General features: G+C 41.6%; 30 protein-coding genes. 4 read left to right on the top strand and 26 right to left on the bottom strand.

The annotated features are described in order from the left end of the window. Positions 1 to 5 precede the first annotated feature (5 nt). Positions 6 to 911 (bottom strand): helix-turn-helix transcriptional regulator, encoded by a 906-nt coding sequence (locus LOZ80_RS03785; protein ID WP_238170167.1) that lies wholly within the window; start codon positions 909 to 911, stop codon positions 6 to 8. 433 nt (positions 912 to 1,344) lie between these two features. Here LOZ80_RS03785 and LOZ80_RS03780 point away from each other — a divergent pair, with 433 nt between their 5' ends. After that, entirely contained in the window at positions 1,345 to 1,755 is a 411-nt protein-coding gene (locus LOZ80_RS03780) for a hypothetical protein (protein ID WP_238170166.1), read from the top strand. Between the two features lie 90 nt (positions 1,756 to 1,845). On the opposite strand, the gene LOZ80_RS03775 is transcribed toward LOZ80_RS03780, so the two are convergent. The 13 genes from LOZ80_RS03775 to LOZ80_RS03715 all read right to left on the bottom strand — a co-directional run bounded on the left by LOZ80_RS03775 (position 1,846) and on the right by LOZ80_RS03715 (position 14,611). Beyond that, positions 1,846 to 2,757, bottom strand: a complete 912-nt coding sequence (locus tag LOZ80_RS03775; RefSeq protein ID WP_238170165.1) for a GNAT family N-acetyltransferase — start codon at positions 2,755 to 2,757, stop codon at positions 1,846 to 1,848. An 811-nt stretch (positions 2,758 to 3,568) separates the two neighbouring features. After that, positions 3,569 to 4,459: an alpha/beta hydrolase family protein gene (locus LOZ80_RS03765; RefSeq protein ID WP_238170163.1), complete on the bottom strand. Its 891-nt coding sequence runs from the start codon at positions 4,457 to 4,459 to the stop codon at positions 3,569 to 3,571. A gap of 33 nt (positions 4,460 to 4,492) precedes the next feature. Beyond that, positions 4,493 to 5,368 carry an AraC family transcriptional regulator gene (locus LOZ80_RS03760; RefSeq protein ID WP_238170162.1) on the bottom strand — a complete coding sequence of 292 codons (876 nt, stop codon included), beginning with the start codon at positions 5,366 to 5,368 and terminating at the stop codon, positions 4,493 to 4,495. A gap of 269 nt (positions 5,369 to 5,637) precedes the next feature. Next, entirely contained in the window at positions 5,638 to 6,084 is a 447-nt protein-coding gene (locus tag LOZ80_RS03755) for a hypothetical protein (protein WP_238170161.1), read from the bottom strand. Between the two features lie 156 nt (positions 6,085 to 6,240). Further along, positions 6,241 to 6,858, bottom strand: a complete 618-nt coding sequence (locus LOZ80_RS03750; protein ID WP_238170160.1) for a hypothetical protein — start codon at positions 6,856 to 6,858, stop codon at positions 6,241 to 6,243. Positions 6,859 to 7,344: 486 nt separating this feature from the next. Continuing rightward, the gene (locus LOZ80_RS39285; protein ID WP_337951028.1) at positions 7,345 to 7,614 is read right to left on the bottom strand and encodes a VOC family protein; all 270 of its coding nucleotides are present in this window, start codon (positions 7,612 to 7,614) and stop codon (positions 7,345 to 7,347) included. 150 nt (positions 7,615 to 7,764) lie between these two features. After that, positions 7,765 to 8,127, bottom strand: a complete 363-nt coding sequence (locus LOZ80_RS03745; RefSeq protein WP_238170159.1) for a VOC family protein — start codon at positions 8,125 to 8,127, stop codon at positions 7,765 to 7,767. Between the two features lie 326 nt (positions 8,128 to 8,453). Beyond that, entirely contained in the window at positions 8,454 to 8,855 is a 402-nt protein-coding gene (locus tag LOZ80_RS03740) for a hypothetical protein (RefSeq protein ID WP_238170158.1), read from the bottom strand. A 15-nt stretch (positions 8,856 to 8,870) separates the two neighbouring features. Then, positions 8,871 to 9,446, bottom strand: coding sequence for a TetR/AcrR family transcriptional regulator (locus LOZ80_RS03735; RefSeq protein ID WP_238170157.1), 576 nt, complete (start codon positions 9,444 to 9,446; stop codon positions 8,871 to 8,873). Positions 9,447 to 9,953: 507 nt separating this feature from the next. Beyond that, on the bottom strand, positions 9,954 to 10,694 hold the full coding sequence (locus LOZ80_RS03730; protein ID WP_238170156.1) for a DUF6882 domain-containing protein: 741 nt from the start codon (positions 10,692 to 10,694) through the stop codon (positions 9,954 to 9,956). Positions 10,695 to 10,887: 193 nt separating this feature from the next. Further along, positions 10,888 to 11,184, bottom strand: a complete 297-nt coding sequence (locus tag LOZ80_RS03725; RefSeq protein WP_238170155.1) for a type 1 glutamine amidotransferase family protein — start codon at positions 11,182 to 11,184, stop codon at positions 10,888 to 10,890. 162 nt (positions 11,185 to 11,346) lie between these two features. Continuing rightward, positions 11,347 to 13,635, bottom strand: coding sequence for a copper amine oxidase (locus LOZ80_RS03720; RefSeq protein WP_238170154.1), 2,289 nt, complete (start codon positions 13,633 to 13,635; stop codon positions 11,347 to 11,349). A gap of 154 nt (positions 13,636 to 13,789) precedes the next feature. Further along, on the bottom strand, positions 13,790 to 14,611 hold the full coding sequence (locus LOZ80_RS03715; protein WP_238170153.1) for a helix-turn-helix domain-containing protein: 822 nt from the start codon (positions 14,609 to 14,611) through the stop codon (positions 13,790 to 13,792). A gap of 634 nt (positions 14,612 to 15,245) precedes the next feature. Between LOZ80_RS03715 and LOZ80_RS03710 the strand changes: the two genes are divergently transcribed. Beyond that, the gene (locus LOZ80_RS03710; protein ID WP_238170152.1) at positions 15,246 to 15,485 is read left to right on the top strand and encodes a hypothetical protein; all 240 of its coding nucleotides are present in this window, start codon (positions 15,246 to 15,248) and stop codon (positions 15,483 to 15,485) included. 76 nt (positions 15,486 to 15,561) lie between these two features. Beyond that, positions 15,562 to 17,019, top strand: a complete 1,458-nt coding sequence (locus LOZ80_RS03705) for an MDR family MFS transporter (RefSeq protein WP_238170151.1) — start codon at positions 15,562 to 15,564, stop codon at positions 17,017 to 17,019. Positions 17,020 to 17,092: 73 nt separating this feature from the next. Here LOZ80_RS03705 and LOZ80_RS03700 read toward each other — a convergent pair whose 3' ends face one another. Together LOZ80_RS03700 and LOZ80_RS03695 are read right to left on the bottom strand one after the other, a co-directional pair. Beyond that, entirely contained in the window at positions 17,093 to 17,278 is a 186-nt protein-coding gene (locus LOZ80_RS03700; RefSeq protein WP_443147008.1) for a chromate transporter, read from the bottom strand. 136 nt (positions 17,279 to 17,414) lie between these two features. Continuing rightward, entirely contained in the window at positions 17,415 to 18,104 is a 690-nt protein-coding gene (locus LOZ80_RS03695) for a VOC family protein (RefSeq protein ID WP_238170150.1), read from the bottom strand. A gap of 189 nt (positions 18,105 to 18,293) precedes the next feature. Here LOZ80_RS03695 and LOZ80_RS03690 point away from each other — a divergent pair, with 189 nt between their 5' ends. Continuing rightward, positions 18,294 to 19,580: a galactokinase gene (locus tag LOZ80_RS03690; protein ID WP_238170149.1), complete on the top strand. Its 1,287-nt coding sequence runs from the start codon at positions 18,294 to 18,296 to the stop codon at positions 19,578 to 19,580. 238 nt (positions 19,581 to 19,818) lie between these two features. On the opposite strand, the gene LOZ80_RS03685 is transcribed toward LOZ80_RS03690, so the two are convergent. From LOZ80_RS03685 to LOZ80_RS03640, 10 genes are all read right to left on the bottom strand, one after another. After that, positions 19,819 to 20,379, bottom strand: coding sequence for a cupin domain-containing protein (locus LOZ80_RS03685; protein WP_238170148.1), 561 nt, complete (start codon positions 20,377 to 20,379; stop codon positions 19,819 to 19,821). A gap of 186 nt (positions 20,380 to 20,565) precedes the next feature. Further along, positions 20,566 to 20,958: a hypothetical protein gene (locus LOZ80_RS03680; RefSeq protein WP_238170147.1), complete on the bottom strand. Its 393-nt coding sequence runs from the start codon at positions 20,956 to 20,958 to the stop codon at positions 20,566 to 20,568. A 175-nt stretch (positions 20,959 to 21,133) separates the two neighbouring features. Further along, positions 21,134 to 21,640, bottom strand: coding sequence for an 8-oxo-dGTP diphosphatase (locus tag LOZ80_RS03675; RefSeq protein ID WP_238172887.1), 507 nt, complete (start codon positions 21,638 to 21,640; stop codon positions 21,134 to 21,136). Between the two features lie 233 nt (positions 21,641 to 21,873). Next, positions 21,874 to 22,143, bottom strand: a complete 270-nt coding sequence (locus tag LOZ80_RS03670) for a DUF3977 family protein (protein ID WP_238170146.1) — start codon at positions 22,141 to 22,143, stop codon at positions 21,874 to 21,876. Between the two features lie 187 nt (positions 22,144 to 22,330). Then, positions 22,331 to 22,798: an 8-oxo-dGTP diphosphatase gene (locus LOZ80_RS03665; protein WP_238170145.1), complete on the bottom strand. Its 468-nt coding sequence runs from the start codon at positions 22,796 to 22,798 to the stop codon at positions 22,331 to 22,333. Between the two features lie 164 nt (positions 22,799 to 22,962). Then, on the bottom strand, positions 22,963 to 23,439 hold the full coding sequence (locus LOZ80_RS03660) for a VOC family protein (protein ID WP_238170144.1): 477 nt from the start codon (positions 23,437 to 23,439) through the stop codon (positions 22,963 to 22,965). Between the two features lie 197 nt (positions 23,440 to 23,636). Further along, positions 23,637 to 24,185 carry a nucleotidyltransferase domain-containing protein gene (locus LOZ80_RS03655; RefSeq protein WP_238170143.1) on the bottom strand — a complete coding sequence of 183 codons (549 nt, stop codon included), beginning with the start codon at positions 24,183 to 24,185 and terminating at the stop codon, positions 23,637 to 23,639. Positions 24,186 to 24,456: 271 nt separating this feature from the next. Continuing rightward, positions 24,457 to 25,008 (bottom strand): RNA polymerase sporulation sigma factor SigK, encoded by a 552-nt coding sequence (gene sigK / locus LOZ80_RS03650; protein WP_238170142.1) that lies wholly within the window; start codon positions 25,006 to 25,008, stop codon positions 24,457 to 24,459. A 56-nt stretch (positions 25,009 to 25,064) separates the two neighbouring features. Next, entirely contained in the window at positions 25,065 to 25,832 is a 768-nt protein-coding gene (locus tag LOZ80_RS03645) for an SDR family NAD(P)-dependent oxidoreductase (protein WP_238170141.1), read from the bottom strand. A gap of 32 nt (positions 25,833 to 25,864) precedes the next feature. Continuing rightward, complete coding sequence (locus tag LOZ80_RS03640) at positions 25,865 to 26,731, bottom strand: fumarylacetoacetate hydrolase family protein (RefSeq protein WP_238170140.1); 867 nt, start codon at positions 26,729 to 26,731, stop codon at positions 25,865 to 25,867. Between the last annotated feature and the right edge of the window lie 13 nt (positions 26,732 to 26,744).

Below are 26,744 nucleotides of genomic sequence, written 5' to 3'. Positions count from 1 at the left end.
CCCGACTAATAGGATAATTGTCGCAATTCCGCTAATTTTTCCTCCGTACCGGTACTTGCGATAGGAGTAAATATACAGCAATGAAGGTCTTCATCGCCGTTAATATTAGAAAAAGTATTCAATTGAAAAAACAATCGCCCAGCAACACAATGATCAAACGTGTAAAGGATAGCTTTCTTTTCTTGAATATTGTGCAATTGCCATAACCTCTTAAATTCCCCGCATTCGAGGCACATTTGCTTGACGAAAGACTCAAACCAGTGATCGCCGGCCTTTTGGTCATAATAAATCCGAAATACACCCATGGTATAATTTGCAAATGCATTCCAGTTTACCAACTGCTTACGCAGATTTGGTTCTGTAAATATTAATTGCGTCATTACGCGTTCATCAGCGGGAATGGCATGGAAATCCGTAATAATTTCGGTTGCCATCCGATTGTAAGCCAGCACCTCCGTTCGATGATTTGCTATAATGGCTGGGTAGTTCACTTGGTCGATAATGTTCTGAAGTTCGGGGTATGCTTTCCCGGTACTCGGACTAGCATTCCTCTCCCCTCCGTAATCAGCCAATCGAAGCAAATGAGCCTGTTCATCAGAAGTTAATTGCAATGCTCGGGCGACGCTCTCTAGGACTTCCCTTGAAACAGAACCAACTCTGCCCTGTTCCAGCCAGGTATACCAGGTGATACTCACACCCGCAAGCTGGGCAACCTCTTCTCTGCGCAAACCCGGCGTTCTTCTTCTTCCGTAACGACTAGCAATCTCGATATGATCCGGTTTAATCCGTTCACGACGGGATTTTAAAAACTCTCCAAGTATTTTAATCTTATTGTTTTCCAAAGCTATTTCACCACACCTAACTAAGGAATTTGTTTCCTCTTTTTCTGTAAAACGAGATAATTTTCTCAAAGGCTTGATATCACAATTTCCACATTTTAAATCGTGCCTTCAAAATGCGTTATAGGTTTTTAATAAAAACTCCCTTACCAGTTTAACCTATATCGGCGCTATACTGCCCGGTAGTTCAATAAAAATAGGAAGCTCCCGCGCCTTCGCTTGGGATAGGACCCTCCTCTATTATATTCCATTTCCAAATATTAATTAAAGAACATACACGGGTAGCATGTAGTGCTTTTAAAGGAGCCTTATCTTAATCTAAGCACTAGGAAAACTTTCTTTCGCTTTATTACATTATCCTGCACCTACGCTAATCTCCCTCTATGAGGAATCGTTAAGGTAATGACTTTCCTACAATCGATCTGTAAGAGATAATGTTCTTATTCCCCGATAGCCTGGGATGGAGTAATCTAATAGATAAATAAATGCGTAAGGCGGGTTATTTATGGCGAATTTTAAGATATTGATTTGTGATGAAAAAATTGAAATCCAAGCTGGTAACTTGGTTAGTCCAATTAAAATACATACCGAAAGACTCGATATGGCCGACTTTAGCCGCAAATTTATTGATTGGTTCCCTGGTCTAATCGACCATTGTTTTGAAATCAGGGTTTATTGTAACGAAAGAACAACGCTTCATCTGTTTGGAGAATCCATTTGCAATAAAGTTGAGGATGTTTATAAAGCAGTTAATAAGGTTCCGGAAGCATGCATAGATGCTGTACACAAAATGTTTAAATTAGCTGACCAATCCACACTTTTTTTGGAGATTAATCATCATGATATCGCTAAAGGCATCATTTCAGTTTCATTATCCAATGGTCAGGTAGAACACTTCCTAAAAACAAAAATATAAATCCCGTTACTTAAATGAAACCAGGGAGCAACTGCGGCGTGGCGAGTTGCTCCCTGATTATTTCGCTATTGTTTCCGTTAGTTAAACAACTTAAAGTTCTCGCTCATAACGTACTTCTTCTGAGACTTCTTTAAAGCTAACAGAGTTATATAAGGACAGAGCAGATCTATTTGCTGTTTCTACTTGCAGTTCGGCAAACGTACTACCATTTTCCTTGAGATATGAAAGCGCCTGAGACAGCAAATGTTTTGCTATACCTTGTTTTCGCCACGGCTCTCTGACAAATACATCTTCAATGATTCCATCTTCATCTTCATCCATCCAAGCCATAACACTTCCTATTAAGGTGGCATCCTCTCTAACAACAAAAGCAGTCCACGCAGAATTCTTCTGATTATCCATTAACCTTTTGTGCCCAATTGGGGCCTCCGGCCAAATCTCCATGTCGACTTTTAAGTATTCATTTACGCTGTCCTCCGTAGCCATGTTCCGTTGCATGCATTGATAGGGAGCAGTAAGAACTGGGTGTTCAATCGTCTCGGATAAATTTCTACGCATCGTATACAAACTCTTCCTATATACGAAACCTTTTGTTTTGAAATAGTTGTTGTTTTGCTTTTCAGTGGATTGGTTACCTATGCCCATCATCGTTCGGTAGGCATTCGGTAATGTTTCTTTCAACTCATATGCTCTATTTAACAAACGCTCATATAGGAGATCATAGAGGTGGTAGTCTGCTTCTCTTTCCGGAAGCGTCTTTAAATTGAAATAAATATAGTGCTTGTGTTCTTTTGGGCTTCCTAGTGGTATAGTGCAAACAATACTAACTTGCCCCTTAGCTATAATTTGTTCTTCCTCAACCGCTATGAATACATTTGGCCAGTTATCTTCTTCTCCAACCCACCAAAAAACCGCGTTATCTCTAGACGTAACAGCTTGGTATAACTTACCCATTTTCTGTAAATCGACTTTTGTAAATTTACGGATTTCGATTTCGCTCATTTCACTAATCACCCTTTTTCATTACTTGCGAATAGATTCAATATTAGTAATATTATCATTTAATTTGTTATTTCAATAAGTAATAAACAGTTATATTGATTTTAGGAGTTAACGCACGATTCTACTTCTAAAAAGCTCGATGCACTTCTGAAAATAGTTTTACTTCTTTGTGTTTGTTCAACTCGTGCTCTCAGTATTTCAATAGATAAATTAAAGTAAACAATAATACTTCTAAATCCCTTTTCATGAAAATATCTGAGTACATTTGTTCGTCCTGATTTATTTAAATTACAATTTCTTAAGATGATATGAAAATTACTTTGCACTACAGCATATTCAACAATCGCATTGGTAATAGAGAATTTTAGTGTATTAGGTCAATTCTTTAGCAAAGGTAGTTTTTCCACTATGCGTTATTCCAACTGTCATAATTACTAGGCGGTTCATATAATTAATCGCTCCTCTATGGTTTAGGTCTTGCTTTCAGATAACGTGATATTCAGAAAGTTCGTTGAACAAAAGGGAGCAACCGCTGAATAAGGTGTTACGTGTTCGTTGAAAATGAAGTTCTAGACTAGAGTTGTTGATCTAATGTGGTTTTTCAATTATTAATTTGGCAGCCTTCGTAAAATAAGTTTTATACTGTTCCAATAAAGTAAGCAGCGGCGGACTAAGACGTGAATATAAAGTCTTAGACTGCCGCTGCTGTTTCAGCCTGATATTGAACTAACATTCCCCAGTTAGCGTAACGATTAGTTAATCGAACTCTCAGTTAACATTTGATTTCGACGGAAAGTGATTGTTCCTAATGTTAAGTCAACAGAAAATCTACTACTTCAGCCTTCAGCGTTTCGTGAAATTGCACGCGATCAAAGCCGGGCGGGTCTTGCGAGGGGAGGAAGGCTGGTGAAATCATCTCAGCTGGGAAAGGAGTCAGGAAGGAATAATGTCCGGCATTCTCCACCGTCCGATAGCGAATCATTTGCGGTTCAGCAACACCATTCATGATGATCTGCGCGTGAAAAGGAAGTGCGTAAGGGTCTCGCTCGGCATCCAACATGAGAATGGGGAGCCGAACGTTATTTAATGCTCCCTCATTATGGAACCAAACGGACGCCGGGGCTAGCAAAATCAGGGACCGGATGCGTGAATCATGAGGGACATCGATCTGCTGCGGCTTCCCATCCGGGCTCTCATTAGGGAAGGAGGTCGGGATACCGCCAGCTGCTGCAAGCGCGGTGTAGCCCCCCATGGAATGCCCGATGACCGAATGGCCTCCCGGCTGGAGAAGCTCCTTAAACCTCTCATCTTCAAAAAACCAGTCGGCTGCCATGCGAAGGTGCCGGGGGCGATAGGTGAGGTTTTGGACAGTACCTTCCAAACTATTATCATTGCGGTTATTAAATGGATGTTCGAGAAGGCCAACGATAAAGCCGCTGCGCGCCAAATGCCGAGCGAGCGACCGGTACACAAGCGGTGAACCGCCTGTACCGTGTGAAATGAGGACTAGTCTAAATTTCCCCTCCAGCGGCGCTGCGTCTCTGGCCACCTCCAACGAGTACCGCCCTAACCTATCAGTCTGTTCCGGTGCATCTGTCGGATACATCACGATCATGGGAACGGTCACCTTCAATGCGTTGTCGGTAATTTGTACCTCACAGCAACCTGCATATCCTTCAACAATGTCTTCTATTTTGTTCATCTTGATTTCTTCCTCTCCTTGAGATAAATGCTCTTAAGATGGCGCCCCAACGGGAATATATATGTCTAATACCGAATCCTCGTTCATCGGTCCTAGATATCGATGGTCGTAACGCGCAAACTCGGGGGAATTCGTACGAACGCTGCCTGACTGGGGTAACCACGTTTCATAAATGTACTGGAACGTATCGTTGAGTCTCGATAATGTCCCCTTATGAGTAAAAACCGCATAAGTTACCTCTGGGAGCAGCTTAGCGACCATTCCCAAGGGAACTACACTCTCCTCGCCAGCCACCTCGACACAAGCGGTATAAGTGACTTCCCATTGCCTACCTGTAAGTTCAAAGACCGCATAAAATATGTCTTCCGTATCCGGCTTTCGCTCAATTTCAAACAAACGCTGCCTAAAGCTCCGCCATAGCTTTCCGACTTCGTCTGAATTGACACCCGGTATCGACATGCCGACCAGATGCAGCTTATTCAGGCAGACAATAGCTGGCACGAGGGAGACGCTCTTATTCAAATGCTGTAGCCCCACTTCATCCAAAGGAAGCTTCTCCATTGCCCGGAACAGCGTGTCCTTCATGTCCCTTTGCTTTCGAAATTGTCCAGGCGAGATGGAGAACATTTTCCCAAAGGCTCGGGCGAAGGATTCCTGAGACTCGAACCGGTACAGGATGGCAATATCTATGATCCTTTGGTTGGTATAAAATAAATCGTATGCTGCTTGTGTCAATCTCCGCTTGCGTATGTACTCCGAGACGGAGTTTCTCGTAACCGATAGGAAGATCCGGTGAAAATGGTACGGCGAATAGCCCGCAGCCTCCATAACCTTGGTGCTTAATCTCTCATCGGTCAGATGATCCTCAATATAGGTAGTGGCCTTGATTACCAAATCCTTATAATTCACTTTAATGCCTCCATATCGATATACTCACTTTACGACAGATGGAACGCTCTGTTTTGATATTTTTTGCGGAATTTTACTTTACTCAACAGCTAACACTACTTTCCAAGCGCAGATAGTTTCCTGATCAGCCACACTCTTTATTTTCCAGTCTAATACTTTATTTTCTTTCTACATTACGTGCTTTAACACCCTACTTGAAATTAATTGGAATTCTGGCCGGTTGCCTTCTTTTTTATTAATCTATCGTTTTGCTTTAGCGTAATAACTTTTTAGGGTTTAACTGCTTTCCATATGTACTTGTGTTCTCTTACTCCTAGTTTTCCTCCTATAACATTTTCTCTAACCTTTTCTTCAAGTTCACTTTTTAACTCTGGTAACGTGTAATCAGGATTACCTGGTACGTCTGCTAAGAATTTAGCAAACTCCATTTCATTAGGGAAATAAGTAATCGCCTCGTTGAACTCTTCAATTTCTATATCTTTAAACCCATTTTTAAATAAACGCTCTCTTGCAGAGTCTATATTGGTATGAATTCCAAGTATAATCCCACCAGAAACTAATAATCTACTGTGATTAATAATAGAAGTTGGTCCTCTGCGATCATAAATCAAATCGAATTCCTCATCATTAAAAGGCATACTTGTTTTTGTAGTAGCATATATAAAATTTACATTATGAATATTGACGTGCTGATAATTATTTGACCTTGTACCCACAGAATATTATACCATTTATTGGAATTAAACTGCCCGTTACTTCAATAGACAACGGCAGCCGATCGGGTGATCAGCTGCCGCTATATGAGTATTTTTCAACAAACGTTCTGCTGTTAGTTGAGTAAACCACCGGATTCCCCTTCACTATAACGCTTCTCAGCAACTTTCGGAAATGTTACTTTCTAATATCAATTCAAAAATAAATTCTTCAGCAATTACAAAGGAATTCTCATATATTAATACTTCATATTTCACTTGTTTTCCCTTTCTTGGTAAAATGGATGTCTTTAGTCCAAACTTTTCTAAAATCGTATTATATTCATTTATTAAAATGGTTGGACCTGAAGCTACTAACCCATTATCTCCACTAAACAGCCAGTCTATTGACTTCCATTCTAACGATTTATTTAAATAGTATTTGTAATCTATCCATCCCTTTGTTACTTCGTAATGTTTACTAAGTAATTCACCAATCAATTCGAACTTTTTATTTGTTTTACCAGTATAAAACAGTTCCGCTTGTAACTCAGAGTATTCCCATAATAAGATGTGATCCTTGAATATATTTATATCTTCGAAAAATTCATTCACCAGCTTGTAATTTTCAAAATTCTTACAGGTTACTTTCCAACTTTGAACTACATTCTGAGTTTCATATAAAAAGACATCAAAAGTAATTATAAGATATTCTTTATCCTCAGATAAAAGAGATGGTCGAATGTAAATATTATCCCCGAAAACGGCTTGTTTAAAATTCTTAATAAATTCTTGCATCTAAAGATCACCTTCTATTATAGAGTGGCACTTTTTACATACTCCGAATTGAATTATCTTTTCTTGCCCAATACTTTAACACACCATAGAGAAGATGCCTGTCGGCAAGGCTCCTCCCACTATCGTTACTCGCTAGCTTAAAATGTGTCAACAATACCCGCGAGAATAGCCACAATTCCAACGCCTACAATAAGGTATCCATTCTGTCTGTAATCATTCATTGCTTTTTCTCCTTTACTTTCCATCCTTTTTCCAAATAACATACCTAATGCCAAACGTAAAAAAAGAGCTAGGAAACCAAAACCAAAGAATGGAGAAATCTTATTCCTCCTTTTAAAATGCAACAAATAATCTATCCGTGATTATCCATTTAATAGTAAGTGTCATCAATATTACGCCTCTAACAGTAGGAAGGTTCCGTAATTCTGCACTTTACTTCAATTAAATAGGGATCGTCAAGACTGCGTAGCAGCCGACGATCCCTATTTAATTAACGTTCCCCGTTAGCTTAATCCACCCTTTTAAAAAAATTAACTCGCTATCTCTATTTTCCCATACATCAAATAGGTTTCCATCTAAATCCTCAAAGGAAAAAAACTTTCCATAGATACCTTCATCACTGATATTTCTAAAAGTGACTCCTTCGGATAATAATTTCTTATGTAAAAATTCAATGTCATCAGTAAAGAAAGTAATAACCCATCTAGTTCGCCCGTTTACTTCAATAACCGCTCTTGTGTCATTATCGGATTCAATTAAAACAAAGACTTCGCCACACCCATACTTTTCCCTTTATTTCCCTTATAGTGTACACTGCCCGTTACTTCAATAAAAAAAAGGAACTGCTGCGTAGCTAGCCCCTCAAGGATCATTCCTCTTTAAAGTTCAATACGAATATCTTGTCATTTACAATTGAATAACACTAATCATATTTCCGTTATTATCAGTAATATCAAACCGTTTAGGTTCACCGTTCCTTACCTCAGAAACAGCTACTCCATTTTTTTCGAGTCTTTCCCGCACTTCTTCTACATCCTTCACAACAAAATTGAATGGAGTGTATTTATTAATTGGTTCAAAGTCTGAGATTTGTACTAAATGAAATCCGCAGTTAGGGGCTATTGCTAATCCAGCCATTCTTTCATTACTCCAACGCAAACCGAACCCAAACATGGTTTGGTACCACACTAACGAATCCTGAAGATTCTTCACAGGTAGAAAGACTGCATCAATACGGTCAACAAACTGTTCAACAACTTGTTCACTCACTGGAAACCACCTTACCTTATATTAAAAGTATGTTTCCTCATCATATTACAGCACATTTGTTCCCATGTAAATATTTTCCTGTTGTAATTATCCTGCCCGTTAACGGAGTGAAGGGCTACCACGTCGGCAGCCCTTCAGTTGCTTAGCTATCGTTCACCGATAGCGTACGTGTCAATATATTATACTCATGTTACTCATTTGTAGATAAATGTTTCTATTCATATTTAGTTGTCATTCATGAAGGTCTAAAAACAGTTTAAATCTAATATAAACGTGTCAAATTGACCTCTTGGATCTAAAACTTTAATTTCATTTGATAAATGAGTCTAACTCTTAAAGATGAGAATGGCAATAACTAGAAGCAATACGCTGCAAACCACCTGCTCGACTTTCATCCATACCGGTAAAGTCAAGAAAAAAAGTACGGCGGTGAATGCGACGAGCAATACCGTCACAACGATACGCAACCGCATCAATGCACGCGGTTTACCTATGGCAGCCCGATTTGCAAAGACTACTGTCAAGACCGATGTAGCAGCGACGATGATGCCACGTACCCAAGCCTCCGGGTTTACGAGGTTTGGTGCAGTATACGATAAAATAATGATCGCCGCGACGGTCAGCCAGCTTATCAAGCTATAAAGAGTGACAAGCCATCTGACGGAATGAAGAGCTGGTGTTATCATCTTTGGATTTGCATGGTTGGCAGCCAAATTTTTGTCCATCATTAAGGCCTTTCTGCGCTATGGGAGCGCTGTGGCTTTTTGGAAAAGCTGAATGGTTTGGTTAATGTAGTGCTCGAAGTCTAGGTTGTGGTGTGTGGTGAAGTGGAAGGATGCTCCATCGACCGCGGCACGGATGACAAGCGACATTACCAATGGATCAAAGAAACCGAATTCTCCTGCTTTTTGGCCGGATGAAAGCAGTGTCGCGAGTGGCGTAACTGCGTCGGAACCGTCGCTCTGGAGCCCGCCATTTTCTTGAATCCTGTGAACGGCGTTGACGTGAGCGGCATGTTCAGCGATGAAGTGAAGATTCGAGGACAGGTACGCACAGAGTTTGTCACGATAGGTCTCGACCGCCATGATTCGTTCGGTCATGTAGGCGGCACCATTGTGATAGAGCGTGATGACCAGTTCCTCATAGATCGCTTCCTTAGTCTTGAAGTGGTATAGTATGGTGCTCTTGCTAGTCTCAGCTTCTTTGGCGATCCTTTCGACGGATGCAGCAGTGTAGCCTTCGCGATTGATGACGACGATCGCGGCACTGATAATATCTTCACGACGAGCTCGTTGGGTGCGAGTAAACGACTTTTCCATAAATTATTAGACCTCCTGAATCAATATTAGACCACTTGGTCAGTTTTTGTCAATGTTAAAAGATGAAGGATCCATAATAAGACCTAGTGTCCCTATATCGACGATAAAGCTCCTTCTGCTCTCGCCGCAAAACGCATGTACTTTTTATTGAAGCTATCTGCCCATTAAAGTAATTGAGGCTGCCGATCATGCCGGCAGCCTCCCATTGATGCATTTTCAAACAGAAATCCATTCTGCTTGTAGTATTCATTCAGTCTAAAATTATTTTCAACGCAATCAAGTCTCAAGTATAATTTGGTTTTAGGAAAGTCCAATACATTTGCGATCCAGTTTAGAATTACAGATCCCAATTGCTTTCCTTTTTCTTCTCGTGAAATTGCAAGCCTATGTATTAATACTGAATCATTAAGATCTTGATTTCCCCATATATGTTTGTCCCAGCTACCTGGCTTTTGCGGCTCCTTTGTCTTTTAACTATCGTTACCCGTTGATTCAATGACCAACACTTTATTTATGAGCTGATTCTAGGTTGTTCATTCTATTCATTTCATCGAAATGTGCTATAACCGTAAGCTTAGCAGAAACGCCTGTTAAACTTTCATTCGATTCAAAAACTTTAAAGCCTTTGTCTATCAGATAAAAGGTTAATGCTTTTCTGTGATTGAGTTCAAAAGTCATTATCAGTTGCGGAAATACGGTCAATACCGATTCGGGTTGTTCCATTAAATCTTCTTCCGTCACATCAATAGTAAAAAATGCTGTTCCTGCACCATAGTTGCCTGCATAGTAAAAACGGTTTTTAAACATTCCAGAAGCAATACTTGCAATTAAATGTCCTTCATTATTGATAGCAGAGATTTTTTCTTCTATTAGTTCAGAAATGTTGTTCTTAATACCATAAGCTTTTAGCTGAAATGCCTGTGTCAAACTATCTGAAGAAATCTGTGCCTGAGAGTTTGCCCAAGCCCATAACCAAGTGTTTGATTGGTGCGAAACACTACCCAACATTTGAATTGGGAAAGTTAAATGCTTACCAAATGTAGCTGTTCCTGCGCTCATATCAACATTCCAATCAAGGTTTTCGATTGAATCGCTTATTGCTAGTTGTTTCTCAAGAGCAACACCACTGTATCGCTCATATAATTCTTGCAACGATGAAAAATTCTCTGCACTATGTAGATCTAAATCTACTTTTCTTACTACCGGTTCAGATATTTTCTGTTTCTTTAAAAAGTCGAATAATCCCATTCTTCCACCTACCTTAATAAATTTACAATAACACTTCTCATGCGTAAATTACTAATTCTATGTATTCTTGCATGTATCCTGCCCTTAAGTTCAACGAAAAAGGGAGCATCTGCCGTGAGGCGATCTGTTCCTTGATTATTACGCTATCGTTATCCGATAGTTTAATACGTGAATCTTAAGTAAGAAAATAAACCTAGAGATTATAATAAGGATAGTCCATAAATTTTTGAATTTCTTGTGCAACTTCATTATTTGTTATTGCTTCGATAAAAAATAAACCAAGATCGATTGAAGCTGTAATCCCTCCTCCGGTAAAAACATCACCATCACGCATTGCTCTTACCTTTACTACATCCTTGACTTCTTGCTTATTTGAGCAAAACTCCCAAGTTAAATCATCTAGAATATCACGTTTTTTTAACCATGTCACTGCATTATGAAATCCTGAAAAATCCAATGTTGTCATATCATCCTTAGTAAATACTTGCATGGTGCTGGGCCGCTGCTATCATCTCATTTCATTTGGAAGCCGCAACATCAGCAGCAATTTCACTGTTGATGTTGATGTTGCATTTTTTTGATTATCGACATGGAAACTGGCGGGGGAAATGACCAAAGAAGCCTTGCATCGCAAGGCTCCTCTCATCATCTTTTAAGGCAAATTCAATGTCGGCGTGTTATCGAAGAAATTCCACGGTTTCAACATCGCATGGACCCATTCCGTTGGCATTATAGGCCATTCTTCAGCACGAGCCACATGTGTAGCTCCCGTCGTGATCCATACCACGTCATCTGTGTTCTCAATCGACGCGTTGTCCGCTGTAAATTTACCTAAACCTGTATCCTTCGCCGTGCGATTTGGATACTTGCCTTCTGGATAACGTTCATCAGGATTGTAGGTTGTCACCCAAATTTGCTTATCCATAAAGCCTGCACGCTTGAACAGCCAGTCGTCAGTACTGAATAGTGCACCTTTCGCAATCGGATGTGTACCACCAGCAAAAGGAATAATTTGATAAGAGACCGGATTACCAACTTTGTTCTCTTTATTCGGATTGCTTAGAATTCGGATCGTGGAAGGATCGAATTTTTGCGTAGCTTCTTGTTCCGTTTTAACGGTTTTGTGCTCGGTGATCATAACACTTTTACGCGGTCCGCCATCCGTATTCTCAGCAACTTTTGGATCAATTTCCGTTAAGGAGTTATTCTCTCCATCTACGTCCATATCGAGTCTAAAATTATAAATATGCTGATGCGTTGTGCCCACAATATGGTTATCGAGTAGTGTGCCATATTTCGTATCTTCAACCGCTGTGGAATCGTGCATATTGTTGGTTACGACACCTTTGACCGCTTCAATCCCGGAGGCACCGACATCAATTTTAATCGTACCATTCGGTTGAAGCACCCAATCGAAAATATAATCATAATTACCGACCGTAGATATCCAACGAACGACCAACTCTCTGCGCTCTTTACTATCGGTACCTTGCGCCGACATCGTATCATGGCGATACTCAGGTCCCGCATATTGTTCGAAAACAGCCATCGCATTCGGAACCGTACGTGGATTCCCTTGAGTGTCAGCAATGACAGCATCTAACAACATGGCGTTGTCAGGAACATCCTTCCCTTTGACAAGTGACGACGTCAATGTCCCCATACCATACTCCCCGGAATCAAAATACGTTTTGAAATACCAACCAATATCCGGATCCCCATAAGGTACAACCATGCCGCCAAGTGAGCCTTCGTACATGACTTTCCGCTTCTCCCCTTGATCGTTATACGTCATTGTCGAAAGAATCGGCCCAACCCGACTATCCAAGCGCAAGTGAAAATCCCAGTTCCCCCAAGAGATCATATTTCCAGTTACATCGTAATTTTTGCCCACTGGCTCCTCAATCGCCAGTGGCTTCTGGGCTAGCTTCTCCGCAAAATTACGGCCATCATACGGATTGGCTTGCATCGGAACCGGGATAACCCCGTTATCCTCTATTTTAATGATTTGTTTCTTTTCCAAGTCGACAACAGCGACTAAATTTTCAATTGGGTGAGCCCAGAAGTTACCATCTCCTGTATCCAAATAGGAAACAACTTTCAAGAGACGGGCATCCTCAACTAGATCATCTTCCCCTCCAAAATAACCAACCGTCAAAGGTGTCGTCACGACTTTTTTGATATCGGAAATGCCTCGCTTCGCGATTGCTTTCGCATAATTCGTGTCCCCTTCGATGACGCTTTGCACCGTGACCATATCGTCAAGGGTGACCATCCCTTGTGCGCCTTCCTTGGTTTCCCACTTGGTCAGCTTCCCATCAGCAAGATTCACTTCACCCTCAATGACTTGCTTGCCATCCAAAGCTACGAATTGAGCAACTCTGGGTAGACTCTTGCTTTTGTCACCTGCTAGCACATAGCTCCACACATCGCTTTTCGCAGGCGGTTTCAGAGCGATTTCTGTGAAAAGTATCTTATCTTTGTACTTTTCTGAAGCTTTTACAATGCTGACCGCACCTTCAATCTCTTTGGCTGTCAGTGGATTCAAAGGGTTGGTGTCCTTCGAAATTTGAACGCTTGAAATCACATCAGCTTGAAAAATTTCATTGATAAAATCATGGAACACATACGTGATGCCATCCTTCATCACAACCGGTCCAGCAAGTGTAAGCAGCTTTCCATTCACCTTCACATTCGCACTGTTCAAATTGAGCTGGGCCACTTTGCCATCCTTCACGACTTGAATCGTCTTCGATGTTTCATCCCAATACACCGAAGCGCCAAAATCCTCAAGTGTTTGTCGTAATTGCACATATTCGTCTTTAAAGCTGCCACCGTGCGCATAAGCCTGATGCGAGCCAAATGGCATGAATGGTGTGAAGGCCATTGTCATCATAGTCCCAACGATTAAACTCTTTTTAAAGGAATCGGCAATTTTCATTCGTGTAGTCCCCTTCTGTTATGGAGTGAAGTTCATCTCGATGTGGTTAGTATACTAGAAGGTTTTGCGGAAATATTGGAAAAATCGGCCATTGCGTCAGGTTTCATGACATGAACACATTAAAAAAAGACCACGTCGTGGTCCTTTCTATTCTTTACCCCTGTAAACAACGCTTCATCCAAGCATGCGGCGTCTCTTGATAGAACTTTTTAAACTCATTGATGAAATGCGGCTGATCATAGTAAAAGACATTTTCCGAAATGCTGTCCCAAATCGCTGTGGATTGCGGATTTTCGATCAGCCCGTTTAGAGCATGCTGGAATCTCGTAATCTGGCTAAACACCTTAGGAGATAAGCCAACGAAATGCTCAAATTGCTTGCGGAGATAGCGTTCCGAATACGCCGTTTCGGTCGCCAAATCCTTTACACTCATGTTTCCTTTCGCCATAATCATCTGATTTAACGCAAAGCGGACTAAGCGTGAATCCTGCTGAATAGTTAAGACTTCACCAAGTATTTCCTTGAACAAGCGTATCTTTTCAGAGAACGTTGCTGACGTAAGAATAGGCTCGACGCTCTTATTAGTCATCAAAATAAAATCTGATAATGGACAAGATTGACTAATCAAATCCTTCATATCAATCTTCGATCTACCTGTTACATGTAGGGAGAGAAAACGAACACCGAAGTAAACGGTATTTTTTCTCAAGGTGATCGTCTGTCTGGAAAGCACGGAGCCGTACACCTGGATGTCAGGCTGACTAGCGTCACAACTGAATAACATATCCACATGACCGTCCGGAATCGCGACGAAATCTGGAGATCCCACGCTTTTGGAGCGAAATTGATAAAATAAAGCGGGGATGTGGCGCGCGTCGCCATGCTCTTTGTATTCTTGATAATCAGCGGTATGCCAAGCTATTTCAGGCTGCAAAGGGACATAACCATGGGTCGTATCCGTCACGAATTCATTCATTGCCTGCTCCCCCTCTGATTTCCGACACTTGTTAAATCATTATATTAAGGAGCAAACTAAAAATTGTCAATATATATAACATATATAGATATATTAAATGACATCAACGGGCAGAATCAAGCAATCCAAGCACACTAGCGTTGCATAAAACTTAAAACCAAAATCTTACTTATTTGAATATAGTAGAGTAAAGGACTGGGGATCCCAGCCCCTCCCAGACTTCTGCAAGTTTTTCTTCAGAGAAACTGCCTCTATTTGTGATACGGTTCAGCTTAACGGGTCTATCGGCGAAAAATGCTAAAGCAGCTACCACGGCATCTCCTTAGTTGATGCTCTTATGGGTTTTTAATTTCATGATCTGCACGACAGGCTGATGATTCGGTGCCAACACACTCGAAAAGTCAGCCTTTTATTGATTTACCTTGTTGAATTAACCGGCACGTTATCATAATCCCCAAATCGCATCTCGTCAAGAGATAATGTGAGAATGAGCGACATAGCGAGGGATCCCCCCTCATGCTTTCTAAATAGGAACGAATTTCCCAGTATGCAGGGCGATATCGCTTTTTCCAATTCATCTGGTGTCACGTAAAATATTCTTCAGATCGATGAGGAATAAAGAAAGGAGATCTGCATGAACAGCGTGGACAAAATCAGATTTTTGCTCTTAAACGGCGAAGCGCCCGAGGCAACTTGTTACGGGTATCTGGAGCTCAATCGGGATGGCAATATGATCGCGCTCTACAATAGTTGCGGCGAGGAAATCGACATGTTTGGCGGACATGAATTTGTCAGGGTACGGGCGCTTGGCAAATTCGATGATGAAGACCGCGATAATTTTTACTCCTTGTTAGAAAGTGATGGTGTAGGATAACCTGCACCACAGACAGGTGAAGATTCGGTGTCAAAACACTACGTGGAACGCAATGAATATTCTCTGGAGGTAGAAGATGAACAAACGGGTTCAAGAGGCAAGCGGAATGAAGAGAGGGGCGATGTTAGCCGCCCTGCTCATCGGTGCATTTATTGCGTTTCTTAATGAAAATTTACTTACCAATACATTTCCTGGATTAATGCGTGAATTCAACGTTGCTGCTTCGACCATACAATGGTTATCGATCGGTTATATGCTGATGATCGGCATACTGGTGCCGGTGACCGCATTGCTACAGCAATGGTTCACGACTCGCCGGATGTTTATGTCCGCGATGGCGTTATTTTTAGCAGGCACCTGCTTGTGTGCAGTATCCCCTGGATTCGAAGTCTTGCTGATAGGCAGGGTTGTTCAGGCCTGCGGGACAGGATTATTGATTCCGTTGATGATGAATACGATTCTTGCCCTCTATCCTCCGGAACGCAGGGGGGCCGCCATGGGTCTCATGGGGCTTGTCATCATGGTCGCCCCTGTCATCGGGCCAGCTTTATCGGGGTTGGTTATCGATACCTTACACTGGCGATGGCTGTTCTACATGGTAATTCCTGTCGCATTGTTTTCGATTATTTATGCATTCATTTACTTAAAGAATGTTACAGAAATAACCAAGCCAAGGGTCGATCTTTTATCCATTGTTACGTCAACCGTCGGGTTTGGTTGTGTCACCTACGGTTTCAGCCAGACTGGTGTCTGGGCTGGTCCTGGGAGTTACAGTTTGATCGCCATAGGCGGCCTCTTCTTACTCTTGCTTATTTGGCGGCAGCTCAAGATTAAAGAGCCTTTAATTGATCTTTCCGTATTCCGGTATCCCGCATTTTCTTTGGTAGCGGTATTGATAGTAGTGCTGATGATGGTTTTATTCGCCACCACGACATTGCTGCCGATCTATATGCAGGATGTGATGCAATTGACAGCATTCGCGACTGGTTTACTTCTGATGCCAGGCTGCATTTTAAACGCAATGATGATGCCTGTGACGGGAAAATTATTCGATAAATTCAGGCCGAGATTCGTCATAATGCCCGGACTGGTCATGATCGCCCTATCGCTGTGGCTGTTTGCCGGTATCGACAGCGATACAACCCGAGGCTCCGTTCTGTTCAATCATGTCCTCTTATTCTTAGGCATATCGTTTGTCGTCATGCCGGCTCAGACGGCAGGAATGAATCAACTTCCGCGTCACCTGGTCCCCCATGGCACAGCCATATACAATACGCTCCAACAGATTGCTGGGGGAATTGGCATCGCTTTGTTCGTCGGTATCATGTCGTCCGGAGCCAATCGTTATCTTCACCATTCGCTCGATCCCGCAGCGTTTCAAGATAAAACACAAAGTATCGTTGCCGGTTTGCAAACGGTTTTTGGGATTGAATTTATTCTCGCAATATTTGTTTTGGTACTGGGTTGGTTTATAAGTGACCGTCTTTGTGCCGATTTTTCTCAAAAGAAAGAACCCAAAAACTTGTTGCCTTAGGGTCTCGAAACAATTATTTCGCCCAATGAGACAATCAGCTCAAGGATACCCTCCCGCTTAAAGCATACTGATGTTATAAAATAACCCAGCACCGCTTGTGTGCTGGGTTACGTAAACCAAAGTGGATTGCAGCATAAATAATCAGGCCAGTTACAATGGGACGAAGTCCATAGAAGGAAGATTTAACCCATATACTATGGTGTATTCTGTAAAAGAAAGCTGTTGTGAAAATGATCAATATAAGAGATAGAAGCAACATGTATTCCTTGATAATCTAAACATCCTCGCCGGTCTCAATTTTGAGATTTCTTTCATTATTCACCACCAAAAGCTATGGACGAGAAAATAAAATCCTAGACTGCCGCTATCTTATTGAACTATCGTTCCCCGTTAGTTTAGCCACAATTCACAAATGAAAGTTTGTAAGGGTATTGTCCAATATTATATATTCCTTCTTGAGGTCCTTCCACTGCAATTTCTGTTTTAAAAATATCAGCTTTTTTTTCAGAACCAAGCCATACTCTTTTATTGGCTGACAGTATGAATAATCCTTCTTCATTACCTACCGCAGCAAAGGTATCTTTGCTATCCTTATATCCGCTAAATGAATGGTTTGTGCTCAAAAAATCTTTTATTTTAGTTACATTATTAACAACAAGGCCGATTTCACTTATATTTATTAGTTCCGTACCTGTTATGGAACTATGAATTGCGTTATCAAGACTATGCCTTGCTATAAATTCGACTATATTTCCCGCTGAATCATAAAAATAAATTGATGTAGCATTCCAAGTTGAGGAATACACTTTGTATGTGTTGTCTGGTAATAAGTTTAGTGTAATCCCCACCGAGTTTAGCCAAGCTATTGATTCATCAATTTTGTTTTCAGGGATGTCAAAAGCGAAATGATAAAATGGGTTTTCATCGATAATATTCGTTCTTTCGAAAATTAAGTATGAACGCCCTACTTTTACGGTAAACGTATCACTAGAACTCTCCGTCAGTGGAAGTCCGAGAACATAAGTGTAGAACCTTTTGAGTTGTTCAAGTTGTTTAGTGAGTAATTTAATACTATGTATCCGCAATAATGTTCACTCCTCAGAATATTTCGTTCACAAAATATGCCCGAAAATATGATACCATAATTTGGAATGAATGTATTGCTCTAACCTGCCTATTTCTTTCATAAATATCCTATCTGTGAGCGCTGCCTTTCGGTACAATGGACATGATAACTACTATTCAAACAATTAGAACCAGGAGGAACATTAAAAATGAACGATCAATTTGAGCAGCTTTTTGATTCGGCTCAGGCACAACAGCTACTAGACCAGATGTATGGCAGCGAAGAACGAGAGCGACAGATCGACAGATACCGGAGGTGCATAGAAGGATACAGTGCGCAATATGGAAATACAGAGTCGTTGAAATACTTCAGTGCTCCAGGTCGCACAGAGATAGTCGGCAATCATACGGACCACAACAATGGAAAGGTGCTGGCGGCTAGTATTCAGTTAGATACGATTGCGGCTGCAGCAGCCGTGGGCACCGGAGTTATCTCCGTAATTTCCGAAGGGTATCCAGGCATGTCAATCATCAATCTAGATGATCTAGAACCTCAGTCAGGCGAGGGCGGGACGGCTGCTTTGATCCGCGGTATTGCACACGGTTTCCAGCAGCACGGGTACCAAATCGGCGGATTCAACGCTAACGTCAGCAGTAACGTGCTTCCGGCGTCAGGACTCAGCTCCTCTGCATCTTTCGAAGTTCTGATCTGCCAGATTCTAAGTACTTTTTATAACAACGGAGAGATGGATGCGGTCATGATGTCGCGCATTGGCAAGTATGCCGAAAATCTTTATTGGAACAAGCCATCAGGAATGCTAGACCAGATGGCCTGCTCGCACGGCGGTATGATCACAATCGACTTTAAGGAGCCGGCAGAGCCTCAGATCGAGCGTATTCCAGGCACCTTTGAAGCAGCAGGTTACAGCCTTGTTATCGTCAGCACCGGTGGTAACCACGCTGACCTGACGAAGGATTATGCATCAATTCCGAACGAGATGCGGGCGGTGGCTCAAGCCTTCGGTGTAGAGGTATGTCGCGATTTGACGGCAGAGATGATCTACGGCCGGCTCGCGGAACTCCGCGAAACTACCGGAGATCGAGCGGTGCTGAGGGCGCTCCATTACCTGGATGAAAATGACCGCGTCGGGCGGCAGGTAGAGGCAATTAAGGCAGGCGAGTGGCAGAACGTGCTGAAGTATATTACCGCTTCAGGTAATTCCTCATGGAAATGGCTGCAGAACATCTACCAAGAATCGGTGTCACGTGAACAGGGGATTGCGCTTACACTCGCCATTACCGAACGTTACATCGACCGGTTGGGCAACGGTGCCTGCAGAGTACACGGCGGCGGTTACGCCGGCGTCATTCTCGCCGTTCTGCCACATGCGGCGGTAGCGGAATACCGGGAACTAATCGGGCGTACGACTGGCACGGAACTGTTCAAGATCCGCGTACGCGAAATCGGAGTGATCTGCTTGAATACGCTCTTGTAGGTTCGATGCCTTAATCGTCAATTGTATGCTTCCCTTATACTAAAGGTTATTTATAATTCGCCTGTCTATCGTAAGGGGAGCATGCAATGGCCGTGTTGTCGTGAGTTTATTGAACTTGAGCAAATTGAGATATTAGCCTTTTCATGATTAAATAAACTTTCGTTTTCATTAGCTAAGTGAGTTCAATTACTAACAGTACCATTTTATCTTTATGGAGTATGTCTGTAAGTTTATGGTTTTACTCAGCAGCCATTGCGTCTGCTTTCGTTTTATGAACCGTACCAAATGGATGCTGAGGCGGGGCATAGATAGAATAAAGTTTAAGTGGTTTATTACCCGTATTTATTACATTATGCCATTTACCCGCAGGTACCATGATTGCATAACCATCATAAACTCTTTTTTCAAAATTTAAATTATCTTTAGTATCACCCATGCGAACTATACCTTGCCCCTCTTCAATACGCAAGAATTGGTCAACTGTGGGGTGAACTTCTAAACCGATGTCTTCTCCAACATTAATACTCATCGCAGTAACTTGTAAGTTATTTCCTGTCCATATGGCAGTGCGAAATGTACCGTTTTGCTTTGTAGCCTCGTTAATATTCACAACAAATGGTGCTCTTCCAAAATCTTTTAACTCAATTCTACTCTCCTTGTTTGATGACTGCCGATGACCAAATAGGTTTGTATGCTCAATTTCTTGTGGAATCACCCAGTATAGAGGCTGTCTTACATAGTTATAAATTGGCATGTTAACGTAGTATGGATATGGATACATATATCCAACGTAGTTCATTTTGCTCATTCCCTTCACAGAAATATTAACTATGCTATTCACTATGGCTTGGGAATGTACTTTTAGATCAGTATGCGAACATGCAATTAAGTTGGTGATAACCTTTATCCGCTAACTTAAAGGTGAATGAAGTTCAATCAATTCGCCATAAAAAACGGCGCCTGCCCTAGGCAAGCGCCGGTCAACTTACTCATCTCCCATAGGCTCACAGTGGACCTCTGTAAACAAATTCAGTGGAAACAACGTGGACACACTGCCGCGTGACTGTATTAACTCTACGAAGTTGCGGCCGACTTGCACAAGCTGTCCTCCGATTTCGCCTAGATCCTCAGCCCTCGCATTCACATTGAACGGCAGGAGCGGCCTCCCCCGCACCGGCAGCAAGATATAGAACGATGTTGCAAACGGCACCCGCAAGGTCCCCACTGTGAAACCGCTCGCTGAGTTGTTTGATAACACCCCTGTTGTCCGGATTAAACCGGGCGTAACGACTGTAACGATCTTGCCAACAAACGGGGCAAGTCGAGCCGTCAGAGTGATCGGCTTTGGCAGCGGGCAGCCGGAAATGTTTCTGCTCATAGTCAGTTCATCCTTTCGTTATTTTTCCTAAAGGATATGCGACCGCTCCCCCACCCGATTGGACGTTTCTGTTGCTGAATCTGCCTATTACTTCAACAGGCTGCCATCAGTGACGGCAGCCTGCCGAGATGAAGCTATCGTTACCCGTTAGCGTAATGTATGCCCCAAAGCGGTGTCAGCTAATTGAGCCGGCTTCTTCGAACTCAACCTCTAAATAATGTTTCTCAGTTTTCCCTATTGTTAAATTATTGTCTTTATCCCAAATTGAACTTATTTCAAAAGTTCCTTGTTTAAAGAATAATGGAAATCTGCTCTTAAACCAGTCTTGCATTGGCAATTCTATTGCCTTCTCCCTTTCTATCCAAAGCAATTCTCCTTCAGGTGGGTTTTGTAATAACTCTCCTTCAAACGAAGTAGCTAAGTAATTAAATACCATTGACCTCAGTCCGGTTTTTGGTTCACAATATTCCGCTAATCCTTTATATATAATGTTTTTGATAATTAGACCTGTTTCTTCTCTTACTTCACGTATTGCTCCATCAACTATACTTTCTGGATAATCAACTTTTCCTCCAGGAGCGATGTAACCTGGAAAGCCCAATTTATTGGGTCGATTAATTAAGAGAACTTTATCATTTTTCAAAATCATGCACATTGTAAAAAGTTCATGGTTCAGATTCATTTTAAATCTCCTTTTAGGTATTTGTACTTTATTTAAGTTCTCAACTCTTTCAGATAACGTTGGTATATTTACGAACTTGGCAAAAATCCCATACTTTAGGTATTCGTAAAAATTTTGAACTATCCTTCCCGTTTGTAAGTTACTCAAATTGAAGATATCTGTATCCTCAATAGAAGCAGGGAGCAGCTGTCATGGCTACTCCCTGTTTGATTTAACTATAGTTACCCGTTAGGTTAACCACTACTAGGTTTAACATCATCATCGGCTAGATAACTTGTTAACCCCAGTATAAGTTTAAATGTATTTCGTGGTTTGGCCGTTTTTTTGATACCTTCTTTTGAATCCCAAATGAAAACGGTTTTTCCAATCCATAATCTTAGATAGATAGAGTAAAATATAATAGGCTTTATAATACCCTTTTGCTCAACCTCAGACCCATCCTCCAACTCGGTTTCCGTTCTAACAATCCATGTATTTCCTATTCCTACTTCGATATATTTCAATCAGGATTACCTCTTTCAACGCAGATATATAACATATCAATATTAACACATATTGGAAGTATCCTGCCCGTTAGTTGAGTTAAACCAGCCGTTCCATTTAGACGGCTGCCCTCTCCTGTTGCGCTTATTCAACTAAAGTGTCCCGTTAGCGGAACGGTTAGTTCTTTTTTTTCTTAATGAAGAAGGTCTATGTTCTTCTTATAACTTCATCGTATTGTCGATTTTCTTTCCAAGTCGTATGAATTTCAAATGTACAATCATCGAAAAAAAGCGGCAGCCTTCTTCTAAATGAATCTTGCATAGGAACCGAGTCCAATTCATTGATATGAATCCACTCCGATTTACCTTCTTTATGGTCAGGTAATAGTTCGCCATTAAAATCCGATGTTATATAATTAAAAATCATGTACCGTTCTGGCTTGAAAGGGTTAATGTACTCTGCGAGTCCTTTATACTTTAAATTTTTAACCATTAATCCAGTTTCCTCTTTAACCTCTCTAATTGCCCCTTCGATTGGACTCTCGAAGAACTCAACGCGTCCTCCAGGTGCGATATAACCACTGTAATCATCATGTTTGCGGTTCATTAACAAGATTCTATCGCCATTTACAATCAAACAAACAGTATATAATTTGTGTTGAACAATTTGCTCCAAATGTGATTCCTCCATTGGAAATTTTGTGAATTCAATCATTAGTTCTTCTTTTATTTGGTGATTTCCTGCTTCAATTAAACTGCCCGTTAACGTAATGAAGCTGCCGATCGTACCAGCAGCTTCTTCTATTAATGTTTATTCAACTTTCTTCGTTAACGCAACAGTTAGATACCTGTAACTCGACTAGGATCTACTATACGCATTGCGCCAAGGACGATGCTGTAACCATCCGGATCCAGCAAATAGGCATTTTTAAATTCCGAGCCACCATGTGAACCAATGAACGGTTCGATTGTGATTTTTGCGCCTTTCCCACGCACTTCTTCTATGTAAGTATCAAGGTCATCCCATCCGATATGTACAAACGTGTCCCATCCATATTCCGGACCTTCCCACTCGGTCGGGTAATTTGAACGTTTTTTGGAAGCCACATTCGGTTTAATATCCTCGACCGATGCTGCCTGCTGTAGTATAAATATCATGTCATCCCGTTCAGCGTGTCCCCAATCATCAACTCTGCATCCGAGCATATCCCTGTAATATTCTTGCGATTTTCTTAGATCCGAGACGAGCCTAACCTGGATCGTTTTTCCCAGCAATCTCTTATGTTCAACTTGCACACCCATTGTCTGTTCGCTCATGCTCATTCCCCTTCGCACAGGATTTATTACTCATAGATTAGCAGATATACGTTCCTATGCAAAGGATTTCTATCCAAAAAATACCATGATTTTCGGCCCAATGGTTTAATAAAAGCAAGGAGCAGTTCAGTGGTAGAACTGTTCCTTGTTTTGATTGAACTATCGTTCTGCGTTAGCGCAATGGTCAAGTTAATTAGTCAAACCGAAAGTCTCTGTATCCATTTTGATTCAGGCTTCATTATACGTAATCCTTTTGTGAGCCATTGCTTCTGCTGATCATTCATAATCGAAAGACAACTGATGAAATCATCATTATCTTTGTCTCTTGGACTCAAACTTTTAAACAGCAACTGCCATACAGGATTAACATAAGGTCTACCATCACGATCTTTGAGGGCAAAATCAGTTATACTCATCGTTATTTCTTTATTTTTTCGGAATAGAACGTTATTCTCTTTACGTTCAGTAAGCAAAACTTCTATAAAATCCTTTTCTCTGAAAAGATGTAGACAGTATCTTGGCAGTGATAAGTCGTTTAACTGCTCATAGTCAACAAGTCTATTTTCACCTGGTACTGCGACTTTAATATCCCATCCTTCGAAATACCGAAGAGCTTCTTTAACATCCTCACGGTAAATACAAATATCGATATCATCATGCTCTCTTGTTACTCTACCCAATGCAATATCGACTACCCAACCACCAGCTATAAACCAAGGCTTCTGAAAACCTTTCATTTCATTCATGATAAAGTCTAAATTAGAATGAATAAATATCCCTCCTTAAAATTCCAATATTAGGTGAACATTTTCGGCAATATCCTTGTTTTTCCTGCTTCTTTAGCAGTTATCTTTTCTAAGCAACTTCCATGGTATACTGCCCGTTAGCTTAATGCCCGCCGCAGCAAGTCTATAACTCCTCATTATTATTATTAATTAACTAATAACGAACCCCAAATAGTAAAAAAAGTGGTGTTCACAAAAGTGAACACCCACTAACGAACTTTATTTTCCTTGATCAGAAGGGGGGGTGATACAGCTTCATGAGCGCCCGCTCCTCAAGCCGCGACACATACGAACGCGAAATCCCCAGCTCCTTCGCAATCTCCCGCTGCGTCCGCTCTTCCCCGCCTAACTCCAATCCAAACCGCCCAACCACAACTTCCTTCTCCCGCTCATCCAATATCTCCAAATTCTTATATATCTTTGATTTCTCTATTTTCAGCTGTACCGCATCTACCACATCGTCCGCCTCGCTGCCGAGGATGTCGATGAGCGTAATCTCGTTCCCCTCTTTGTCTGTTCCGATCGGGTCGTTCAAGGATACGTCTTTACGTGTTTTCTTCAAGGAGCGCAGATGCATGAGGATCTCATTCTCGATACAACGTGCTGCAAAAGTCGCCAGCTTCGTGCCCTTATTCGGCGAAAATGATTCAATTGCCTTAATCAGTCCGATCGTCCAGATGGAGATCAAATCTTCCAAATCTTCCCCTGTGTTATCGAATTTTTTGAGGTTATGGACACGAAGCAACGTAAATAGAATCCTTCCTTTTAGAAAGATGACTACCAACCATTGATTTTAGATTAGGTGAAAAACGATAAAATCCTATCATCCACTTCGTTTCGTCACAATTCTGCTGTCATGCCGCCGTCAGAAACCAAGGTGGCCCCTGTCATAAATGAGTTTTCTTGACTTGCCGCGAAAAGGATCACTTCCGCGATTTCATCCGGGGTTCCCACACGACCCATAGGTTGGGACTCTTTCCAGCTATTCATAATTTGTTCCTTTGGCGTATCCAAATTCTTAATGCTGGCTTCTAGCATAGGCGTGTGGACAGCCCCAGGGAGAACTGAATTGACTCTAATATTTTGTTTGGCATAATCGAGCGAAATCGCACGGGTTAAAGATACGATCCCTCCTTTGGAGGCTGCATAAGCTGAATAGCCTTCCAATGTACCTAAGGCATGAACAGAACTGACATTGACGATGTTGCCTCCGCCGGCTTGCAGCATATGAGGAATCACCTCTTTACAAAATAAAAATACAGAGGTCAAGTTACTTGAAATAACATGATTCCATTGTTCCAAGCATAATTCCGTCAATCGCACCTGAGGGCACACCGCTGCATTGTTTACTAAAACGTCAATTTTTCCGTATCTGCTTATCGTCTCCGCAACGACTCTCTGGATATCCGCTTCAGAGGAAACATCGCCCTGCAGTGCAATCGCTTCAAACCCTTCGTCGATGATTAATTGGGCAACATGCTCCCCTTTTTCCGCTGTTCGATTTACGACAACAACACGAGCCCCTTTTCTGGCAGCTTGAAGACAAACGGCTTGACCTATGCCGCTTCCTCCTCCCGTTACAATCACTACTTTATCATGCCAACTCATAGCATATTCCCTCCAATTGGCTTGCAAGCGCATTATTTTCTAGATATGAACCTGTTACGTAATGTGCCAATCCCTTCAATTGTTGCTTCAGTAACGTCACCATGCTTCAGCCATACCTGCGGATTTTTGCCCATTCCGACTCCTGGAGGCGTGCCCGTACTAATGATATCCCCCGGTTGCAACGTAATGGTATTCGATAGGAACGAAATTAAATAAGGCACGTTAAAGATCAGCTCTTTTGTATTTGATAACTGCATGACATTCCCGTTTAAAGTTAAAGAAATAGATAGTTGTTGCGGATCAGGAATCTCGTCAACTGTTACGATCCAGGGCCCCATTGGGGCAAACGTATCGATCGTTTTGCCACGAGTCCACTGCGGTTCATTCAATTGAATATCCCGAGCACTTACGTCATTCAAAACCGTATAACCGAATACATAGTCCATCGCTTTTTCTAAGGGTACCTGTTTTGCTGCTTTGCCGATCACAACGGCCAGTTCTACTTCGTAATCACACTGTTGAACTTCTTCGGGTATCCAGACAATATCATTATTTCCAACGATACAGTTGTTGTATTTAGGGAAAAGCACGGGTTTCTTCGGTACCTCCATTTTAGATTCAATAACGTGATCATAGTAATTCAGTCCAATACAAATGATTTTTTCTGGATTGGTTAAAGGGGATAACAGCTTTATTTCATTAAGCTCGTATATCACCTTGGCATGCTCGATTTGCTGCTCTATATCTTTTCTGCAGATTGTGGAAGAGGCAAGATTACTGATAAAGTCACGCATATTTCCATTTACATTCAATTGAATAACGGTTGATTCGCGAATTAAAACCCCAACTTGTACAGTTTTATTGGCATCTAATAAATGATAAAATTGTAGCAGCTTCATAGTTAACCCTCCA

Origin of the sequence: Paenibacillus sp. HWE-109 (genome assembly GCF_022163125.1) — a bacterium.
In the GTDB taxonomy this organism is placed as follows: Bacteria; Bacillota; Bacilli; order Paenibacillales; family NBRC-103111; genus Paenibacillus_E.
The sequence above is the reverse complement of the archived record's forward strand: the minus strand, read 5'-3'. Positions and strand labels throughout refer to the sequence as shown.

Excerpts from the sequence above, each read along its gene's own strand:
- LOZ80_RS03780 (WP_238170166.1), top strand. The coding sequence starts at position 1,345 with ATGGCGAATTTTAAGATATTGATTTGTGATGAAAAAATTGAAATCCAA.
- LOZ80_RS03775 (WP_238170165.1), bottom strand. The coding sequence starts at position 2,757 with ATGAGCGAAATCGAAATCCGTAAATTTACAAAAGTCGATTTACAGAAA.
- LOZ80_RS03765 (WP_238170163.1), bottom strand. The coding sequence starts at position 4,459 with ATGAACAAAATAGAAGACATTGTTGAAGGATATGCAGGTTGCTGTGAG.
- LOZ80_RS03750 (WP_238170160.1), bottom strand. The coding sequence starts at position 6,858 with ATGCAAGAATTTATTAAGAATTTTAAACAAGCCGTTTTCGGGGATAAT.
- LOZ80_RS03740 (WP_238170158.1), bottom strand. The coding sequence starts at position 8,855 with ATGATGGACAAAAATTTGGCTGCCAACCATGCAAATCCAAAGATGATA.
- LOZ80_RS03735 (WP_238170157.1), bottom strand. The coding sequence starts at position 9,446 with ATGGAAAAGTCGTTTACTCGCACCCAACGAGCTCGTCGTGAAGATATT.
- LOZ80_RS03730 (WP_238170156.1), bottom strand. The coding sequence starts at position 10,694 with ATGGGATTATTCGACTTTTTAAAGAAACAGAAAATATCTGAACCGGTA.
- LOZ80_RS03725 (WP_238170155.1), bottom strand. The coding sequence starts at position 11,184 with ATGCAAGTATTTACTAAGGATGATATGACAACATTGGATTTTTCAGGA.
- LOZ80_RS03720 (WP_238170154.1), bottom strand. The coding sequence starts at position 13,635 with ATGAAAATTGCCGATTCCTTTAAAAAGAGTTTAATCGTTGGGACTATG.
- LOZ80_RS03715 (WP_238170153.1), bottom strand. The coding sequence starts at position 14,611 with ATGAATGAATTCGTGACGGATACGACCCATGGTTATGTCCCTTTGCAG.
- LOZ80_RS03710 (WP_238170152.1), top strand. The coding sequence starts at position 15,246 with ATGAACAGCGTGGACAAAATCAGATTTTTGCTCTTAAACGGCGAAGCG.
- LOZ80_RS03705 (WP_238170151.1), top strand. The coding sequence starts at position 15,562 with ATGAACAAACGGGTTCAAGAGGCAAGCGGAATGAAGAGAGGGGCGATG.
- LOZ80_RS03700 (WP_443147008.1), bottom strand. The coding sequence starts at position 17,278 with ATGTTGCTTCTATCTCTTATATTGATCATTTTCACAACAGCTTTCTTT.
- LOZ80_RS03690 (WP_238170149.1), top strand. The coding sequence starts at position 18,294 with ATGAACGATCAATTTGAGCAGCTTTTTGATTCGGCTCAGGCACAACAG.
- LOZ80_RS03685 (WP_238170148.1), bottom strand. The coding sequence starts at position 20,379 with ATGAACTACGTTGGATATATGTATCCATATCCATACTACGTTAACATG.
- LOZ80_RS03680 (WP_238170147.1), bottom strand. The coding sequence starts at position 20,958 with ATGAGCAGAAACATTTCCGGCTGCCCGCTGCCAAAGCCGATCACTCTG.
- LOZ80_RS03675 (WP_238172887.1), bottom strand. The coding sequence starts at position 21,640 with ATGAATCTGAACCATGAACTTTTTACAATGTGCATGATTTTGAAAAAT.
- LOZ80_RS03660 (WP_238170144.1), bottom strand. The coding sequence starts at position 23,439 with ATGAGCGAACAGACAATGGGTGTGCAAGTTGAACATAAGAGATTGCTG.
- LOZ80_RS03655 (WP_238170143.1), bottom strand. The coding sequence starts at position 24,185 with ATGAATGAAATGAAAGGTTTTCAGAAGCCTTGGTTTATAGCTGGTGGT.
- LOZ80_RS03645 (WP_238170141.1), bottom strand. The coding sequence starts at position 25,832 with ATGAGTTGGCATGATAAAGTAGTGATTGTAACGGGAGGAGGAAGCGGC.
- LOZ80_RS03640 (WP_238170140.1), bottom strand. The coding sequence starts at position 26,731 with ATGAAGCTGCTACAATTTTATCATTTATTAGATGCCAATAAAACTGTA.